Annotated in this window: 14 protein-coding genes and 5 tRNA genes; 10 read left to right on the top strand and 9 right to left on the bottom strand. The window is 69.2% G+C overall.

The annotated features are described in order from the left end of the window. Window positions 1-80 precede the first annotated feature (80 nt). A complete protein-coding gene (locus BLQ91_RS01880) occupies window positions 81-2,795 on the bottom strand; it encodes a TNT domain-containing protein (protein ID WP_143022482.1) in 2,715 nt (904 codons plus the stop codon). Between the two features lie 156 nt (window positions 2,796-2,951). On the opposite strand from BLQ91_RS01880, the gene BLQ91_RS01875 reads away from it, so the two are divergent. From BLQ91_RS01875 to BLQ91_RS01865, 3 genes are read left to right on the top strand one after another with little or no spacing between them, the layout of a single operon-like run. Beyond that, entirely contained in the window at window positions 2,952-3,872 is a 921-nt protein-coding gene (locus BLQ91_RS01875) for a DMT family transporter (protein WP_090094801.1), read from the top strand. Next, window positions 3,869-4,717 (top strand): bifunctional methylenetetrahydrofolate dehydrogenase/methenyltetrahydrofolate cyclohydrolase, encoded by an 849-nt coding sequence (locus tag BLQ91_RS01870; RefSeq protein WP_090094800.1) that lies wholly within the window; start codon window positions 3,869-3,871, stop codon window positions 4,715-4,717. The genes BLQ91_RS01875 and BLQ91_RS01870 overlap by 4 nt, the downstream gene beginning before the upstream one ends. A gap of 13 nt (window positions 4,718-4,730) precedes the next feature. Further along, a complete protein-coding gene (locus tag BLQ91_RS01865; protein ID WP_090095915.1) occupies window positions 4,731-5,024 on the top strand; it encodes a DUF3017 domain-containing protein in 294 nt (97 codons plus the stop codon). On the opposite strand, the gene BLQ91_RS01860 is transcribed toward BLQ91_RS01865, so the two are convergent. After that, window positions 5,014-5,583, bottom strand: coding sequence for a TetR/AcrR family transcriptional regulator (locus BLQ91_RS01860; RefSeq protein WP_090094799.1), 570 nt, complete (start codon window positions 5,581-5,583; stop codon window positions 5,014-5,016). The two genes, BLQ91_RS01865 and BLQ91_RS01860, sit on opposite strands and share 11 nt — an antisense overlap. Before the next feature lie 75 nt (window positions 5,584-5,658). On the opposite strand from BLQ91_RS01860, the gene BLQ91_RS01855 reads away from it, so the two are divergent. From BLQ91_RS01855 to BLQ91_RS01830, 6 genes are all read left to right on the top strand, one after another. Beyond that, window positions 5,659-6,222 (top strand): dihydrofolate reductase family protein, encoded by a 564-nt coding sequence (locus BLQ91_RS01855; protein ID WP_090094798.1) that lies wholly within the window; start codon window positions 5,659-5,661, stop codon window positions 6,220-6,222. A 264-nt stretch (window positions 6,223-6,486) separates the two neighbouring features. Then, a tRNA-Arg gene (locus BLQ91_RS01850) sits at window positions 6,487-6,558 on the top strand. Window positions 6,559-6,663: 105 nt separating this feature from the next. After that, a tRNA-Phe gene (locus tag BLQ91_RS01845) sits at window positions 6,664-6,735 on the top strand. Between the two features lie 11 nt (window positions 6,736-6,746). Further along, a tRNA-Ser gene (locus BLQ91_RS01840) sits at window positions 6,747-6,834 on the top strand. Between the two features lie 8 nt (window positions 6,835-6,842). Further along, a tRNA-Ser gene (locus BLQ91_RS01835) sits at window positions 6,843-6,931 on the top strand. Between the two features lie 19 nt (window positions 6,932-6,950). Beyond that, a tRNA-Asn gene (locus BLQ91_RS01830) sits at window positions 6,951-7,022 on the top strand. A gap of 51 nt (window positions 7,023-7,073) precedes the next feature. Here the strand turns inward: BLQ91_RS01830 and BLQ91_RS01825 are convergent. The 6 genes from BLQ91_RS01825 to BLQ91_RS01800 all read right to left on the bottom strand — a co-directional run bounded on the left by BLQ91_RS01825 (window position 7,074) and on the right by BLQ91_RS01800 (window position 13,990). Then, complete coding sequence (locus BLQ91_RS01825; protein WP_090094797.1) at window positions 7,074-8,414, bottom strand: DUF4407 domain-containing protein; 1,341 nt, start codon at window positions 8,412-8,414, stop codon at window positions 7,074-7,076. After that, window positions 8,404-9,774 (bottom strand): hypothetical protein, encoded by a 1,371-nt coding sequence (locus BLQ91_RS01820; protein ID WP_090094796.1) that lies wholly within the window; start codon window positions 9,772-9,774, stop codon window positions 8,404-8,406. Before BLQ91_RS01820 ends, BLQ91_RS01825 begins: the two co-directional genes overlap by 11 nt. Then, complete coding sequence (locus BLQ91_RS01815; RefSeq protein WP_090094795.1) at window positions 9,771-11,783, bottom strand: hypothetical protein; 2,013 nt, start codon at window positions 11,781-11,783, stop codon at window positions 9,771-9,773. Before BLQ91_RS01815 ends, BLQ91_RS01820 begins: the two co-directional genes overlap by 4 nt. Then, window positions 11,767-12,510, bottom strand: coding sequence for a hypothetical protein (locus BLQ91_RS01810; RefSeq protein WP_143022481.1), 744 nt, complete (start codon window positions 12,508-12,510; stop codon window positions 11,767-11,769). Before BLQ91_RS01810 ends, BLQ91_RS01815 begins: the two co-directional genes overlap by 17 nt. Window positions 12,511-12,542: 32 nt before the next feature. Next, window positions 12,543-13,223, bottom strand: a complete 681-nt coding sequence (locus BLQ91_RS01805; RefSeq protein ID WP_176959528.1) for a Crp/Fnr family transcriptional regulator — start codon at window positions 13,221-13,223, stop codon at window positions 12,543-12,545. 140 nt (window positions 13,224-13,363) lie between these two features. Further along, window positions 13,364-13,990, bottom strand: a complete 627-nt coding sequence (locus tag BLQ91_RS01800; protein ID WP_176959527.1) for a Crp/Fnr family transcriptional regulator — start codon at window positions 13,988-13,990, stop codon at window positions 13,364-13,366. A 398-nt stretch (window positions 13,991-14,388) separates the two neighbouring features. Between BLQ91_RS01800 and BLQ91_RS40980 the strand changes: the two genes are divergently transcribed. Then, a complete protein-coding gene (locus BLQ91_RS40980) occupies window positions 14,389-14,562 on the top strand; it encodes a hypothetical protein (RefSeq protein WP_176959526.1) in 174 nt (57 codons plus the stop codon). 7 nt (window positions 14,563-14,569) lie between these two features. Here the strand turns inward: BLQ91_RS40980 and BLQ91_RS01790 are convergent, their stop codons facing one another. Further along, a complete protein-coding gene (locus tag BLQ91_RS01790) occupies window positions 14,570-17,857 on the bottom strand; it encodes an error-prone DNA polymerase (RefSeq protein ID WP_090094790.1) in 3,288 nt (1,095 codons plus the stop codon). Between the last annotated feature and the right edge of the window lie 46 nt (window positions 17,858-17,903).

The following is a 17,903-nucleotide window of genomic DNA, read 5'->3' as shown; positions in this document are numbered from 1 at the left end:
CCGGGAGCGGTAGGAACTCCCTGTACGCGTGTGGCCGGTGATCACGGGGATCACCGGCCACAGCACTGTTCAGCGGGACCTCAGTTCTCCGGCGGTCCCGAGATCTCCGCCAGCACGCCGTCCGCGACCATCTCCTCGATCGCCTTCGGCAGCAGGTAGGCCGTGCCGCCACCGGGCTGCTCGAACCACGGCACCGCGACACCCGTCAGCACCTCGAGCGGGCGGCGCAACCGGTACACGCGGTACGGGCGGTTGATCCACGACGGCACGAGGCTGCGTTCCGGGAACGGCGTGCCCGCCACGTAGACCAGGTTGCCGCTCTGGTCGCCGTAGCGGTCCACCTCGGTGCCCGCCGGCAGCTCGAACATCTGCTTGTGGCGGAACAACGTCAGCGGCGGCTCGCCCGCGAGCGGTGAGATCGGGAACTTCCGCTTCGACGGTTCCTCCTGCGCCATCGCGGCGACCGGCGAGGGGGCCGGGGGCTGCTGGGGCGCCTGAGGTGGCGGGACCGGCTGCAGGGGCGGAACGGGAAGCGGCGGGACCGGTTGCACCTGCGTCGGGGCCTGCTGCACCTGTGGCGGAGCGTGCTGCACCTGCACCTGCGTCGGCGCCGCCTGGGGCTGCGGGGGCAACGGCGGGCGCTGCGGCGGAACGGGACGGCGCGGCTCCTCGCGGAAGCCGTTCGTCATCGGGCGCGGCGGCTGGGGTGCCCGCGGAACCGTGCGGAAGTTGCCCAGCACGAGCCTGCCGACCAGGTACGCCGAGGCGTCCTCGACCTTGTCGAACCGCACGGGGTTCTTCGGGCCGTGGTCGAACCAGCACACCTCCCAGCTGTCGCCGTCCAGGCGCAGCGTCCAGGTGCGGTCGGCCGGCTCGCCGATGCGGAACACGCCGTGCGGCACGTTGAGGTCGTCCAGCGCCCGGCGGGTGCCCGCCAGCTCGCGGTCCTCCTCCGGCGTGACCTGCCTCGGCGGCTTCACCGGCTCCGGCTCCGGTTCCGGTTCGGGCTCGGGTTCCGGTTCGGGCTCGCTGAACAGCGCCGCGTCGAACTGGGTCGTCTCCTCGGCGCGGGTGGGCGCGGGCACGGGGACCGGGAGCGGCGCGGGTTCGGGTTCCGGGTCGTCGGCCGGCTCGTCGTCGAAGTGGGCGTCGAGCTGGGGCTCGAAGGGCTCCTGCTCGAACGTCCCCGGCTCGAACGTTCCCGGCTCGAACGTCCCCGGCTCGAACGCCGTCGTCGACTCCACCTCGTTCTCGGCGAGGTCCGGCTCCTCCTCGGAGACCGGTTCGACCGGGACGACCGGGTGCTCCTCGGTCACCTCGGCGGGGCTCTCCAGCGGTTCGTCGAGGACCGGGCTCCACGCCATCGTGTCCTGCATGGCGTCGCGCGGGCCTTCCTCGGTCTGCGCTTCGAGGTGGTCCGTGAGCTCCTCGTCGCGCTGGTGCGTGAGGAGCTCCGGCTCGCGGTGGTGCGTCAGGAGCTCCGGCTCGTCCTGGTCGCGGTGGTGCGTGAGCAGCTCGGGCTCGTCCGGCCCGGCCGTGGGGATCTCGCGTTCCTCGGGGACGTCCACGTCTTCGTGTTCGTCCTCGGGCGCGATTTCGTCCGGCTCCTCCACGACGATCTCCGGAGCCTCGGCCTCCTCCGCCTCACGCGCGTGCGGGGCGAAGAGGTCCATGCCCGCGCCGTACGTGTCGCGCAGGGTCCGGTCGTCGACCGTGCCGGGGATGCCGTCGGAGTCGAAGACCACCCGATAGGGTGGTCCGTCCCCGGTCATCGGCGGCACCGCGACCGGGATCGGGGTGCTGAGGTCGTCGCGCGCCGGCTCGGGCTCCGGCTGCTCGGGAGTGACCGCGGCGGACGGCGGTTCGGGGTACATCGGCTCGAAGTCGAACTCCTCCGGCTCGTCCCCGGCGGCGAACTCCGGAGCCTTGACGAACTGCGTCTCGTCCGCCGAGGGGGCGGGCTCCGGTTCCGGCTCGGGCGGCGACGGCACGACGGTGCCGGGAGGGGCGGCGGGAGCGCCGAGGTTCGCCGCGGCGGCGAGTCTCGACTCCTCGGAGACCTCGGGCAGGGCGAAGCCCGCGGCCCGCGCGCGGTCGACCAGTTCGGGCTCGGGCGGCACGCCGTAGCGGCGCAGGTAGAACGCGACGCCGGCGGGCCAGATCCACACGCCATCGGTCTGGAAGCCGGACGGCACGACCGGCGGCGAGTCCGGGTGCAGCACGTCGCTGTCGAAGCCGCGCCCGGCCACGGCGACCGGCGCGCTCGACAGGTAGGCGAGCAGCGGCGCGACCTCGGGCTCGGCCACCGGCGGCCGGTTGACCGACGGACGGCCGTTCGGTCCGGCGCCGTCGAACACGCGGGCCGTGCGGAACACCGGCGTCGGCGGGTTCAGCCTGCGGCGCAGCCAGTCGGGGACGTTCTCCTCGGCGCGCGGGAAGAACCGCATCTCGTCGACGTACGCCTGCTGCGGAGGTGGCGTCTGCCAGCTCGGCTCCGCGCGGTCGAAGTCGAGGTTGTAGCTCGACGGGTGGTCGAGCTGGTAGCGGGCGTTGGTCCAGCTGCCCCGGCCCTCGCGGTGCATGCCGGCGCGCAGCCGCGCGAACAGCGAGGCTGCCTCTTGAGGCACCTGCCACGCGCGCTTGCTGCCGTCCTGGAGTTTGAGCTCGGCCTCCAGCTCGAAGTACCGGCCGGTGGCGCGGTACTGCGCTATCACGCTGCGCCAGTCCTCCGGCGCGGCCCGCATGAGAGTCAGGCCGATCTGCTTGACCAGAGCATCCTGCTCTGTAGGGTTCAACGGCTTCGGCTCGGACACGCCAACATCTTCCCCTGCACATCGCCGGATCGCACACGTCCCCCGCCGCTGCGCCGAACGGCGGAGGCAAGACCATAACGCGGTCGACGCGCAAGGTTAAAGCTGATCAAGAACACTCCCGCGGGGCATGGAGGGCTAGTGGCGCGGTCCGCGCAGGTGACCGGTGGTCTGCTGGCGACGGCCGGTGGCGTGGCCATCGCGGTCCAGGCACGGGTCAACGGCTCGCTCGCCCAGTCGCTCGGCAACGGGCTGCTGGCGGCGTTGATCTCCTTCGCCGGAGGGTGGTTCGTGCTGCTCGCGGTGGTCCTCTCGCGACAGTCCGGGCGGGACGGCCTGCTGCGGCTGCGCGACGCGCTGCGGCACCGGCGCATCCGGTGGTGGGAGTGCGTCGGTGGCGTCAGCGGCGCCGTGCTCGTGGGCTCCCAGGGGCTCGCGGTCGCGGCCATCGGTGTGGCGGTGTTCACGGTCGCGGTCGTCATCGGGCAGGTCGTGAGCAGCATGGTCGTGGACAACCTCGGCGTCGGTCCCGGCGAGTCGAAGCCGGTCACGAGGACACGTGTCGTCGGAGCCGCCGTCGGCGTTGTCGCCGTCACGGTGGCGGTGTCGCACCGGTTCACGTCGCCCGGCGGGTTGTGGCTCGCGGTCCTGCCGCTGGTCGCGGGGCTGCTGATGGGCTGGCAGCAGGCGGTGAACGGGCTGGTCCGCGAGGCGGCGGCGAACTCGGCGGCCACGATCCTGGTCAACTTCACCGTGGGCACGGCGGCGTTGGCGCTGGTGAACGCCGTCGCCTGGAACGGCGTGCCCGGCTCGTCCACCTCGCAGTGGTGGCTCTACCTCGGCGGGCTGCTGGGCATCGTCGGCGTGGGCGGCGCGATCACGTCCGTGCGGTTCATCGGCGTGCTGATGGTCGGGCTGTGCGGCGTGTGCGGACAGCTCATCGGGGCCGTGCTGCTGGACGCGGTGAGCGGGCACCTCGCGCTGCCGACGGTCATCGGCGTGGTGCTGACGCTGGTGTCGGTGGGCGTCGCGGCGCTGCCCAATGGGAGGATGAGGCCGTGACTGCGACGCTGCTCAACGGCAACGAAACCCGGAACGCGCTGTTCGAGGACCTCAAGGCGCGGGTCGCCGCGCTGCCCGGCTCGGTCGGTCTGGCCACCGTTCTGGTCGGCGACGACCCCGGCTCGCACTCGTACGTCAAGGGCAAGCACCGCGCGTGCGAGAAGGTCGGCATCAAGTCGATCCGGCGCGACCTGCCCGAGTCGACGACGCAGGAGGAGCTCGAGGCCGTCATCGACGAGCTGAACGCGAACCCCGAGGTCACCGCGTACATCGTGCAGCTCCCGCTGCCCGGGCACCTCAACGCGAACGCGATCCTCGAGCGCATCGACCCGGCCAAGGACGGCGACGGCCTGCACCCGGTGAACCTCGGCAAGCTCGTGCTCGGCGAGGAGGCGGCGCTGCCCGCCACGCCGCGCGGCATCGTGGAGCTGCTGCGCCGCTACGACGTGCCGCTCGCGGGCGCGAACGTCACCGTCGTCGGCCGCGGCGTCACCGTCGGCCGCCCGATCGGCCTGCTGCTGACCCGCCGCAGCGAGAACGCCACCGTGACGCTGTGCCACACCGGCACCAAGGACCTCGCCGCCGAGGTGCGCCGCGCGGACATCGTGATCGCGGGCGCGGGCAGCCCCGGCCTGATCACCGCGGACATGGTGAAGCCGGGCGCGGCCGTGGTCGACGTCGGCATCACCCGCACCGAGGCCGGTCTGGTCGGCGACGTGGCCCCCGAGGTCCGCGAGGTCGCCGGCTGGCTCGCCCCGATCCCCGGCGGCTCCGGCCCGATGACCGTCGCGATGCTGCTGACCAACACCGTCGAAGCCGCCGAGCGCGCTCATGCGGCGGTCTGACGCCGAAGCGCTCATGCCGGAACAGCGCTGGCGCTCGGGCCCCGCGAAGCACCTGCCGTTCGCGCTGGTGCTCGGGGTCGGCGTGCTCGGACTGGTGCGGATCTTCCAGTACCACTGGCGGCAGGGCGCCGTGCTGCTCGGCGTGTCGCTGCTGGTCGCGGCCGTGCTGCGGATCCTCGTGACCGACGAGCAGGCGGGTCTGATCAAGATCCGCGGCCGCGGCATGGACGCGTTCCTGTACTCGACGCTGGGCGTCGTGGTGATCGCCGTCGCCCTGACGATCACCGGCGGCCCGCTCAGCCGATAGCGCGGGTGACCATGACCTCGACGAACTCGTCGAGGTCCACCGCCGCCGCCGCGTCGGGCAGCGTCAGCCGTTCGTAGATGAACCCCGTCATCGCGAAGTACATGATCATGACGGTCATCCGGTCGCCGGGCAGCTCCGACTCCTCGTTGAACTCGACGTTGAGCTCGAGGCCCTCGGCGACCGTCCTCGTGAGCGAGGCCCGCAGGCCGGGCCTCCTCGTGGCCTCCAGCCGCAGCTCCATCATGGCGAGGTAGCACGCTTTGTCGGCGTCGGCCCGCTTGATGATGTCGTGCATGAACTTCACGCTCAGCGCCTTGTCACGTGGCCGGGCGAGCGACTCCGCCACGGACTCGTCGGACGGCATCAGCCTGATGTGCACGCGCATCATCACCGCCGCCATGAGCTCGTCGCGGTTCGCGAAGTAGTTCGACGCCGTGCCCGCCGGCACCTCCGCCTTCGCGTCGATCGCGCGGTAGGTCAGCCCCCGCGCCCCCTCCTCGGCCAGGACGTCGATCGCCGCGTCCAGCAGAGCAGTTCGCCGTGCCTCGTTCCGGACCACGTTTCCTCCTTGACAACCACTACAACCATAGTACTACAGTTGTCGTGGTTGAACGAGATCCCAGGGGGTTCAGTCATGCGAAAGCTCGTCTACTACGTGGCCGTCACACTCGACGGGTTCATCGCGGCCGAGGACGGGACCTACGACGGGTTCCTCTTCGAAGGCGACCACATGGCCGGCATCAACGCCCACTACCCGGAGACGGTGCCGACCCAGGCCCGCGAACTGGTCGGCCTGCAGGAGGCGGCGAACCAGCACTTCGACACGGTGCTGATGGGCCGCAACACCTACCAGGTCCCCGGCGGCCTGGCCTCGCCGTACGCGCACCTGCGCCAGTTCGTCGTGACGACCCGGGACCTCGACGTCCCGTCCGACGTCGAGGTGATCTCTTCGGACGTCACCGGTCGCGTGCGGGCACTGAAGGAGGAGGACGGCCTCGACATCTGGCTGTGCGGCGGCGGCAAGCTGGCCGCCGCACTGCTGCCGGAGATCGACACGTTGCTGCTCAAGTTCCACCCGGTGGCCTTCGGGCGCGGCATCCCGCTGTTCGACGGGAAGGCCGACATCACGAAGTTCCAGCGCGCCGATGCGCGCCTGTTCGAGAGCGGAGTTTCGTTCATGACCTACGAACGCATTTAAAGAAAAAGATTGACGGACGCCCGGGGGCGCCGCAATACTTGTGCCACACACCGAGCCGAAGGGGAACGCCATGAGCAGCCAGGAGATGCGAGGCGAGCGCTTCACCAGCGCCGTCGCATGCCCGAGCTTCTCGCGGCGACCTAGCTTCTCACGCCTGTTTTCGCAGGTGAGCTCCTTGTAGTGGCATGAGCCGATGTCACACGGGGAGCCGCCCGTCGGGAAACCGACCAGGGCGGCTCTCTTTGTTTTCCGTGCAGTGAATTCGCCCTTGTAGCTCAATGGAGAGAGTGCGGCGCTACGAACGCCGAGATTCAGGTTCGACTCCTGGCAGGGGTACTTCCGGGTGCGAGGGAGACGGAAACCCGCCTCATTCGGGTTGAGGAAATACCGCGTTCGACTCGCGGGCATCCGACTGGAAAAAGCGTCCCACGGGACGCCCAAGGCTCTTTGGCTCAACAGGCAGAGCACCGGCGTGAAGATCCGGTGGTCAGGGTTCGACTCCCTGGGGAGCCGCGCAGACGAAGGGAGGGCTGGCCGAGTGGCAAGGCACTGGATTGCTGATCCGAGGTCCGGGCACTGCGCCCGGCGCGCGTTCGACCCGCGCGCCCTCCGCGTCCTGAGGAGGATTGGCCGAGCCCGGTAAGGCAGCTGTCTCGACAACAGTGGTCAGCGCGCGAGCGCTGCGCGGGTTCGACTCCTGCATCCTCCGCTCCACCCGTTCTGCTGTGTCCTCTGAGGTGCTGGTGGCAGCACGCCCGACTGTTACGCGGGAGGACCAGGTTCGAGTCCTGGCAGGGGAACCGCACAGAGGAGGGGGCTGGTGCGGACGTCCGCACCAGCCCCGTCTTCGCTCAGATCGGTTCGCCTCGCAGCCGCGCCGCCAGGCGTTCTATCTCTGCGTCGAGTTCACTTTCCCGTTGGGCCTTGGCCTGGCGGTCGGCGACGTCGAGCCGTTCCAAGCGCTCATGCCGTTCCCGTTGGATCCGCTCCAGCTTCACGTCCATGATCGCGGAGTCACGTCGCTCGAACAGGTTGACGTGGCTGCTGTGCAACCGCTTGTCCGCCTCGATCTGCCGGGCGATCAGCCGGTCGTAGGTCGTGGAGCCGTTCATCCACTTGGCCAGCACCGGCAGGCAGTCGAACAGGACCAGCAACAACCGCAGCGCCCAATGCCCGAGGTTGACGGGAACGCTGTCCTTCGAGAGCTCGCCGAGCGCCTCGAACTCCTCGAGGATGCCGGTCTTGGTCCGGTTCGCCTTCCGTTCCTCGACCTTCTTGTCGATCGCGTCCTTGACCTCGGAACCGTAGGACGTCTCAGCGGTCTGCAGCTTGGTCTTGAGCCCCACGATCTGGGTGTCGAGCGCACCGAGGTCGGCCTGCCGTTCGTCAAGGCGCGTGTCCCTGCGGTACTGGTCGGCGCTGTTGCGATTGCGCGTGCACTCGGGCCCCTCTCCGACATCACCCGTCGTCAGCGGGCCCGGGAGGCCTTTGCACTCGGCCTGCGCGATCGTCTCGAGCTCGTTCCACCGCTTCAAGTATTCGTCGACCTCCTTCTTGAGGTCGTCACGCTTCGCCACGAGGGTGTCGTGCTCACCCCGCAGGGCGGCGAGGGAACTCGACAGGTTCAACCGGTAGTCCGCGCATTCGGCGGTCTCCACCGCTGCCCCGTCCGACGGGTTGCACGCCTTCCACGTGCTGGCGTACCGCGCGATCTCGTCGGCTCGGCTGTCTTCCACCTGTTTCTCGATGGCCGGGCTGAAGACCCACACCACCAGGGGTTCGGCGATGGTGAGCCCGAGCAGCACGGAGATCACGAGGCGGGGTATGAAGACGACGAACCTGGCACCGCTCGCACCGTGCATGCTCGCGATCAGCCAGCTGTCCAGGTTGATGATCATGATCGCCCAGAACGCGGCCACCGGTGCCACCGCGAGCACTCGCCACCACGCGTCACCGTCGAGCAACTGCATCAGGACGACGAGGATGGACAACCCGCTCAGCGCGCCCGTGGTCAGCACGATCACGCCCATCTTCGTGTAGCGCGGACGTTCCTCCGGAGCCCAGTCGAGCACGTCTTCCTTGATCCCGATGACGGCGCGCAACCTGCGCCCGAAGCCGAGGTCCGGGAACGCCGGCCGGTACGGGCTGACCGGGATCTCCGTGAGGTCCGCGGGCAAGGTCTCAGTCGGCATTCTCTTCCCTCAACTCGTCGGCGACGCTCCGCTCGTCCTCGATCTCCTTCGGCCTGTCGCCTGCGACGACCTCCCGCTCCAAGGCGGGCGGAGTCATGTCGAGCACGTCGGCGAGGATCTTCTCCACGGGCAGGTTCTGGGTGTCGAGGAACCCGCGTGCCGCAAGGGTCTGCACGAGCTGGACGTTGGCGTCGAACCGACGCCGCTCGTCCTCGCGGTCGGCTGTCTCGCGGCGCAACCGCTCGGCGCGCGTCGCGTCACGGTTGTACCTGTCCTCCTCGAGCTGGAGGCGCTGGAACTCGCGTTCACGGTCTTGCATCAGCAGCTCGTACTCGCGGTCGCGAGCCTGCCGGCTGTCCTGCAGCGCGCTTTCCCGGTCGGCTTCCGCGCGAAGCTCGTTCACCAGTTCCTTCTGGTCGAGCGATCCGGTCGCCAGCGCGTACAGCAACGCATTGCGGGTGTCGCCGTTGATGAGCTCGAGATCGCGTTCGAACTGGTTGCGTCCGAACTGCCTGCGCTGACCTTCCAGATCCAGTTCGTGCCGCTCGTCAGCAGCCTTGATGCGGTAGCCGTGCAGGCGGTCGACGGTTTCCAGATCGTGCCGGTGGCGCTGGTCGTCCACCTGCACGGTCCGATCGTGGTCGCGCTGTTCGAGCTCGACTTCGTTCAGATGCCGCCGCCGGACCCCCTCCAGCTTCTGGCCGTCGCGTTCGGACTCGTACGCGAGCCGCGTGGTGTGGGCCTGCCGGTTGAGCGCCAACATGTGTTCGCGCTCCCTGTCCCGGACGGTCGCCTGGAACTCGACCAGCTCCTGCGGCGTCAGCACCTCCACGCCGGCCAGCCTGATGGTCATTCCCGGCACGGTGATCGGCCGAATCTCGAAGTACGCGCGTACCTGGGCGGAGACGTCCCGGACAACCGTGCTGATGTCGGACATCTTCCGGGTCAACCCGAGTTCGAACAGCCGCTGGTGGCTCATCAGGTAGCTGTGCAGCACGGTCGCGGCGTCGACGCCGTCCCGCACCACCACAACAGGATCGTTCACCGTGCAGGTGAAGGTGACGTGGACGGTGAAGACGCTCGCCTCACCGCTTTGGATGGTGACGGAGACCATCACCGGAGCTTCGCGGCTCATGTCCACGAGGCTCACGTGCGACGCCCTGATGATCTGGTCGTCTCGCAGGCCGAGCCTGCCGGAGTCGGGTACGTACTCCCCGTCGACGCGGAAGACGAGCACCTCGTGCGCCGCGGGCTTCGGCAGCTCGTCGGCGTCGCGGAACTTCCTGCCCAGTCCGAGGGGACCTCGCTTCGGCGAGGGCGCCAGTGGCCGGTGCGTGACGATGGGATATGGACGGGTCATGGTGTCGGCCCCTCGGTGTTCCTTCGGCTCTGCAACGTCTCGAGCAACACGTCGATCAATGCGTCCTGGTCGCTCCGCTTGCGCCGTTGACGCACAACGTCGAGCGACTCGCGCAGTGGAACGAGCTCCGCGGCGGGCATGGCATCGGCCAAGGCCTCACCGAGGCTTCTCGTCTGTTCGGGTTGGAGCGGGTCGATGCAACGGAGCAACGCGTGCACCGCGTCACGTCGATGTGGCCGGCTGCGCAGCACGGCGGCCCACACGCGGGCCACCAGGTCGAGCCGGTCCGGCCGTCGGCGGATGAACTCGCAGATCCCCAGCTGGTGGTGCGGTCCTCCCCGGACGTTGAGCACCGAGAGGACCGCTCTCGTCACCAGCTCGCGTTTGCGGAGGCGAGGTGGCCTGATCTCGAAGTCGTCGAGCACGCGGACGAGCAGGCCCAGAACGATCGCACCGTTGTTGGTCTCGTGCACGAGCGTCGCGAAGAGCATCGCGAACGCCTGTACGTAGGCCTCGGCGTCGGCGTCGGAACCCTGCTCCAGCAGCTTCCAGAGCCTGCGCACAGCCTCGGTCGGAAACCTCGCCGCCAGTTCCCCGCTCAGTGCGAGCGCGGCCGTGAGGCGCTGTTCCCTCGACCCGAACATCGCCCAGCCGCGCACGATGCGCAACGCCACCGGTGCCGTGGCCTCGTCGAAGCACATCAGCCAGAGCACGATCGCGGCAGTGTCGCGCCCTTGGTCTCCCAGCTCACCGCGCGACCACGGTGCGAGGTAGGACTGCTCGACCTCCACGGCGTCGGTCTCGGCCAGCAGCGCGAGCCCGCGAGCGATGTCGAAGTGGGCCTCTTCCTCGACGAGCTGGTGGATCCAGGCTTTGATCGCGTCCCAGAACGGGGTCGGCAACCTCTTGCTCAGCTCGGCGAGCACGCAACCCCTGTAACCCGGATCCTTGAAGACCAGTACCCGAACCGCGGTCTGCTCCCTGATCACCGTCTCGGTCTTCATCAGGCTGCCCGGCCCGAGCCGGCGGGCACGGGACTGCTCGAGGACGGGCTCGCCGCCGCCCTCAACGGGTTCCTGCTCCGGTAGCGGGAGGAACGCGTCGAGTTGTGCTTCGAGGAGCGCCAGGCGTGCTTCGAACTCGCGCTCGCTCAGCTCGGTCAGGAACGCCAGCGTGGCGATCTCCAGACCTTCCCGGCGCGTGCGCGGCTGCTCGAACCACTCGCGGACGCTCTGCGCGGACGCGACGTTCAGGTAGCGCAACGCTTCCCACAACGGCTCACCGGCGTTGACCCGCGCGGCGACGTCGGCCAGGTCGCCCATCGGGCAGTCCGCCGGCAGGAGCTCCACCAGCTCGCGGAGGGCCTCGGAGTCCTCACCGAGGTGCGCGCGGAGCACGACTTCCGCACCGAGGTGCTCCCAGAACACGTGCTTCACCGAGCCGGATGCCTCCGGTGCGTCAGCGGTGCGGGTGACCACGAGGTAGGCACCCGCTTCCCTCACGGCGTCGCGGACCGCCGCCCACTTGAAGTCCGTGTCCGCTTCCTTCGCGGTGTCGACCTGGTCCGCGACCAGGTAGCCGTGATCACGTTCGTACGTCCGCGTGGCGAGTTCGTCCGGAGTGATGACGGGTGAGAGTGCGATCAGCGGACCGGCGGTGCGGCCGCGGAGCATCGACAACGCGGCTGCCCGCTTGCCCGAGCCGCGCAGGCCGCCGATGATCACGACGTGGTCGTCGGTCAGCCACTTCTCCGCGAATGCCTGGCACGGTGGCACCACGTAGTGGTCGAGCGCGTGCCTCAGGTCCTGAGAGTCGATCTTGCCTGTGTCGGGGCCGAAGCGCCTGCCGCGCCCTCCGGAGTCCACCGATCCGAACACCCCACCTGGTGCGTGGACACCCTTGTGGAACATGTTCAGCACATCGATCTTCACGCCGGCGGCGAGCCGTTCGTCCTCGGGCGAGGCCTCGTGCTCGCCGGGTGTGCCTTCGTTCTCAGCCGCGGCGGTCACGCACCACTCCGAACACTCCACGAGGTGCGTACACCCTGTCCTCGAAAACGTTGAACACCTCGGCGTTGACCACTCGACGGTCTGAAGAGGACAGTGCCGACCGGTTGTGGGGCAAGGGGTTCACAGCAGGAGTGGATTTCGGGGCAACACCGGACAGGTACACCCATCCGCGCTCGGAATAGGTCTTGACGTCGACGTCGACCGCGCGGAACACGTCGGCGTCGAGCCCTCGTTCTCCGTGCACGACCACCTCGCGGTGGAAGCGGTCGGAGACGATCAGGCCAAGCTGTGCCTGCGGGGAACCGGACATGGCTTCGCGCAGCGCCTCCGCGTCCCTGAGCCGGGCCGCCCCCACCACGGCGTCCCCCTGGACGTGCGGCGGGTCGGAGACGACCTCGCCGAAGTCGACCGCCATGCGCAGCCGGAGCCGGTACTCCTCGCCCGCGGTCTGGTTCACCTCTCCCAAGGCGAGGACGACCTCGCGCAGGACGAAGTCGGCGAGGACCCAGGCGCGGGAGACCGCGGCGTCGATCACGATCGTCGCGCTGTCGCCGTCCACCCGGCGAAACGCCGATCGCATGGCACGGTCTGCCTTGGACGCCGCGGCGAAGGCCTTGTCGAGCACCAGGTCGTGGGCAGCGTCGAGGTGCGACTGACGCCGTCTGCCACCGGACGAGCCGACCACGTCGGAGCTGATCACTGTCTTGGAGAGGGCAAGCGAGGTCACGGGACTCCTCAGAAGCTGCTGTGGTGTGGTGGTCACCCTGGGACGCACTCCGGTGAGCCACCACATCCTGTGATGGTTTTCGAGCGGATCGCACGATTCAGACAATTGGTGCAGTAGACGCGCACGCGGCCGTACCGCGTCACGACGAGGCGCCGTTCGCACAAGCGCCGCAACGACCGGTGCGTGGCGACGACCGACGCCGCGGCGAGTTGCGCGAGCTCGCACTGGCGCAACGGCACGTCGGCGCCTGTCCGCGCAGCGTTCTCGGCGAAGAAACCGATCATGTCGGCCAACACCTGCAACACGCGGACGTCCACGGACTCCAACGTCATGGCCCTCGCGTGGTTTTCCGCGGCACGAAGCCGGCGCGCGACCTGCCTGGTGACCTCACGTGCCGCTACGGGGTGGTCGTCGAGGTACTCGACGAACCGGCTGCGCGCGATCTTCACGCCGGACACCGGTCCTCGGGCGAGCACCGACGCCGATCGCACACCTTCGTCCAGGCAAGCCATCTCGCCGAGCAACTCGCCGGGGCCGCACACCGCGAGCAACCGGGTGCCACCGGCCCGGTCGTCGCTCAGGACCTTGACGACTCCCGAGCGGACGACGATGACGCAGTCACCTTCCTCGCCCTGACGCATGAGGTGGTCACCTGACCGGTACTCGACCGGCCGGCCTCTGTCGAGCAGGGCGGTCAACTCGCGCTCGGACAACCGGGTACCGAAATTTCCCCCATCGCGCATGACTCCCCTTTCCGAATGCGCGCAGCACGCACACGAAATTCCAGGCGGTTCGGAAACTTGCGATCTGCACACCCAAGGCTGCCCAATAGCAGGAGCTCACGCGATGTCGTTCAGCACGGTTCCTCTGCGTCAAATGGCACACTCGACGCCATTGCACTCAACGTCGCCGGCGAGGTGACCACCAATTTGCGGCGACGGGTGATCACCACTGCGCGGTCGCGAAGTGTTCGCAGCGCTCGCGCGACAGCCTCACGCGACGCGCCGATCGCTCCGGCCATCTCCTGCTGGGACAGCTGCACAGCGATTTCCACACCATCCGGCGCAGGAGCGCCGTGCTGGCCCGCGAGCCTCAGCAAGAACGCGGCGAGTCGTTCGGTGGCGCTGTGCGCGGCCTGCTCCAGCCGCCGGTTGTCAGCTCTGCGCAGGCGGTCAGCGACGTGCACGATCAGCGCTACCGCGATGGAGGGTCGTTCGTGCAAAGCCGCGACGAACCGGTCTGCGGTGAGCAGGACCGCCTTGGTCTCCCCGAACGTCCACACGTTCGCGGACCGTTCTCGACCGTCCAGAACGGCGACTTCACCCAGCACGTCGCCACTGCCCCGAATCGCGAGAATCGCCTCGTACCCCGACGAGGAGACGATTGTGATCTTGACCCAGCCTTCGACGAGCAGCAACACATGACCGGCGGGTTCACCATGCCGGAACAACGCCTCGCCCGCGCCGTAGATGCGCGTCACACCTTGATCGACGAGCCATTTCCAGTCGTCCGGCGCTATTCGCGCCCGGAACGAACCCGGCGTCGATCCACCACCAGCTTGCACTCATCCCCCCGGACGACGTCGAAGCAACGCGAGACACCTTGCTTCATTTCAGGCCGAATATCCAGCTACTCCGACGTACGGTCATTGTTCGTCGCCGAACGGTTATCGATGTTCGGTCCTCCTCAGGCACAACGGCCCGATCGGCACCCGGTCGAGCCGTCCACCGGACGGCGCCAACCCTGGTCGGTGTGCGTCAGGTGACACGGAGACCCTGCGTCGCCTGACGCGGTGATGCCCGCTCCAGCACGCCATCCTGGATCGCGCGCCGTTCTGCCCGAAGCGCAGTGGTCCATTCCAGTCCGAGGAGCGTGCTCATGGTCGTTTTGTGCAAGGTCTCGAAGGTGATCCAGGTGGTGCTTCTCTCGTTCATCATCGGTCTGGCCGCAGGCTTCCTGCTCTCGCAAGGAGGGGAGAGCGGCACTCAGCAACAGGCACTGGCCTGTTCTGAGCTACCTCGCACCTGCGGCGTGCCCGGCCGGCTCTCGTGACACCGGGTCAGCGGAAGTCCCGCGACTTCGACGGGATCCGCAGGTCCAGGTGCTGCAACCGGTCCGCCAGCACGCTGACCACCCCCTCGGCCGACTCCACGACGCCCCGCACGAGCATCGCGCCGCTGCCGCGCGCCACCCGCCGGTACCGCGCCCACAGCCCCGGCGAGCACACGACGTTCACCATGCCCGTCTCGTCCTCGATGTTGAGGAACGTGACGCCGCCCGCGGTCGCCGGGCGTTGCCGGTGGGTCACGGCTCCCCCGATCAGCACCCGCGTTCCCGGCCGCACGGACGACAGCTCGGTCACCGGGAGCGCGCCCATCGAGTCCAAGGTGGAGCGGACGAACTGGGTCGGGAAGCTGTCCGGGGACAGGCCCGTGGCCCAGACGTCCGCGACGGCCAGTTCGACGTCGTCCATGCCGGGCAGTGCGGGGGCGTCGACGCCGACCGTCGTGCCGGGCAGGCGGTCCGGGCGGATCGCGGCCACGGCGCCGGCCGCCCAGAGGGCTTCGCGGCGTTCCAGGCCGAAGCACGCGAAGGCGCCCGCGGTGGCGAGGGCTTCGACCTGGGTCGCGGTGAGCTGCACGCGGGTGCCGAAGTCCTCCATGTCGCGGAACGGCCGGGCGGCGACGATCTTCCCGGCGTCCGCGTCGCCGATGCCGCGCACGGCGGACAGGCCGATGCGGACGGCGTTGGCTCCCTCGAACGGTTCCAGGCCCGCCCACGGGAGCGACCGGTTGACGCACGGGCCGTGCACCGTCACGCCGTGGCGGCGGGCGTCGATCACCAGGGACTGCGGGGAGTAGAAGCCCATCGGCTGGGCGCGGAGCAGGGCCGCGCAGAACGCCGCCGGGTGGTAGAGCTTGAACCACGCGCTCACGAAGACGAGGTGCGCGAACGACAGCGCGTGCGACTCCGGGAAGCCGAAGTTGGCGAACGCCAGGAGCTTCGCGTAGATGCGGCCGGCGAGGTCCTCGTCGACTCCCCTGGCGGCGCAACCCTCGTAGAAGCGGTCGCGCAGGCGCTCCATGCGGGCGGTCGACCGCTTGGCGCCCATCGCCCGGCGCAGCTCGTCGGCCTCGGCGGCGGTGAAGCCGCCGACGTCGACCGCGATCTGCATGAGCTGTTCCTGGAACAACGGCACGCCGTAGGTCTTCTTCAGCGCGTTCTCCAGCAAGGGATGGTCGTAGTCCCACTCCTCCTGCCTGTTGCGGCGCCGGATGTACGGGTGCACCGAACCGCCCTGGATCGGGCCGGGCCTGATCAGCGCGACCTCGACGACCAGGTCGTAGAACTCCCGCGGTTTCAGGCGCGGCAGCGTCGCCATCTGCGCCCGGCTCTCCACCTGGAAGACGCCGACCGAGTCCGCTTTCTGCAGCATCTCGTAGACGCGCCGGTCGTTGAGGTCGATGCGGCCCATGTCCACCTCGACACCCTCGTGGTCGCGGACCAGGTCGATGGCGTAGTGCAGCGCGGAGAGCATGCCGAGGCCGAGGAGGTCGAACTTCACCAGGCCGATGGACGCGCAGTCGTCCTTGTCCCACTGCAGGACCGTCCGCTGGTCCTTGCGCGCCTTCTCGACCGGGCACACCTCGCTGACGGCGCGGTCGCAGATCACCATGCCTCCGGAGTGGATGCCGAGGTGGCGCGGGAAGTTCTCCAGCTGCGCGGACAGCTCCAGCACGTCGCGCGGGATGTCGCAGTCGTCCGTCGTGGCGCCGAGCGGGCCCCACCGGTCGATCTGCTTGCTCCACGCGTCCTGCCGGCCCGGCGAGTGGCCGAGCGCGCGGGCCATGTCGCGCACGGCGGAGCGGGCGCGGTAGGTGATGACGTTCGCGACCTGCGCCGCGTGCCGGCGGCCGTACCTGAGGTAGACGTGCTGGATGACCTCTTCGCGGCGGTCGGACTCGATGTCGACGTCGATGTCGGGAGGGCCGTCGCGGGCGGGCGCGAGGAAGCGTTCGAAGAGCAGGTCGAAGCGGACGGCGTCGACGTTGGTGATGCCGAGCGCGAAGCACACCGCGGAGTTCGCGGCGCTGCCCCTGCCCTGGCAGAGGATGTCGTTGCGCTTGCAGAACTCCACGATGTCGTGCACGACGAGGAAATAGCCGGGGAAGCCGAGCTGCTCGATGATCCTCAGCTCGTGCTCGATCTGCCGGTACGCCTTCTCGTCCCCGTCGGGGTACCTGCGCCGTGCGCCCTCGTAGGTGAGCTGACGCAGCCAGCTGATCTCGGTGTGCCCGTCCGGCACGTCGAACGGCGGCAGCTTCGGCGCGACCAGCCGCAGGTCGAACGCCAGCTGCATGCCGAGCAACGCCGCGTTGTGCACCGCGCCGGGAAAACGGCGGAACCGGTGCCACATCTCCTCACCGCTGCGCAGGAACGCGGCGGGCGACGGCGGCAGCCAACCGGCCATCTCGTCGAGGCTGCTTCGTGCGCGCACGGCAGCCATCGCGGCCGCGAGCCTGCCACGGCCCGGAGTCGCGTAGTGCGCCGCATTCGTTGCCACGACAGGAAGTGACAGCTTCTGCGCCATCGCGTTGAGGATGTCGTTGCGCCTGCTGTCCTCGGGCAGGCCGTGGTCGGTCAGCTCGACGTGGACGCGGCCCTTGCCGAACATGTCGGTGAGCTTGACGATCTCCTCGAACGCCGCCTCCGGACCCTCCCTGGCCAACGCCCTGCGCACGGTTCCCTTGCGGCACCCCGTCAGCACGACGACCTCGTCCCTGGTGTCGGCGACGATCTGGTCGAGGTCGTAGACGGGCTTGCCCTTCTCCGCGCCGTCGTCGAGGTGACCGGTCGTGAGCGTGCGGCACAACGCGTGGTAGCCGTCCTGCTTGCGCGCCAAGAGGAGCAGGTGGTCGCCCCCGGGGTCCGGTTCGCCGTTGGCGGGCCTGCTCAGGCCGATGCTCAGCTCGGCGCCGAACACCGTGTGCATGCCGAGTTCCTTGGCTGCCTCGGCGAACCGCACCACGCCGTACATGCCGTCGTGGTCGGTGATCGCGATCGCGTCGAGCTTGAGCCGTTGCGCCTCCTCGACGAGCTCCTCGGGGTGGCTCGCGCCGTCGAGCCAGCTGAAGTTGCTGTGGCAGTGCAGCTCCGCGTACGGCACGCGCTTGCGGGTGACCGCGAGCTCGTCGACGCGCAGCTCGAACCCCGGCGGGGCGGTGTAGCGGTCGCGGCGGCGCGACCACGCGGGACCGTCGCCGCCATCGGGTCTCTGGTCGGCCGGTGTGCCGGAGAGGGCTCGTTCGAGGTCCTTCCAGCGGACCGGCGGGTTGTTCCAGCCCATCAGCGCTCTCGGTCAGCTGCCCTGCGCGGCAACGGGACCAGGCTCT

Origin of the sequence: Lentzea jiangxiensis, assembly GCF_900104175.1 — a bacterium.
GTDB lineage: Bacteria > Actinomycetota > Actinomycetes > Mycobacteriales > Pseudonocardiaceae > Lentzea > Lentzea jiangxiensis.
Note: the sequence above shows the minus strand (reverse complement) of the source record. Positions and strands in the feature narration are given on the sequence as shown.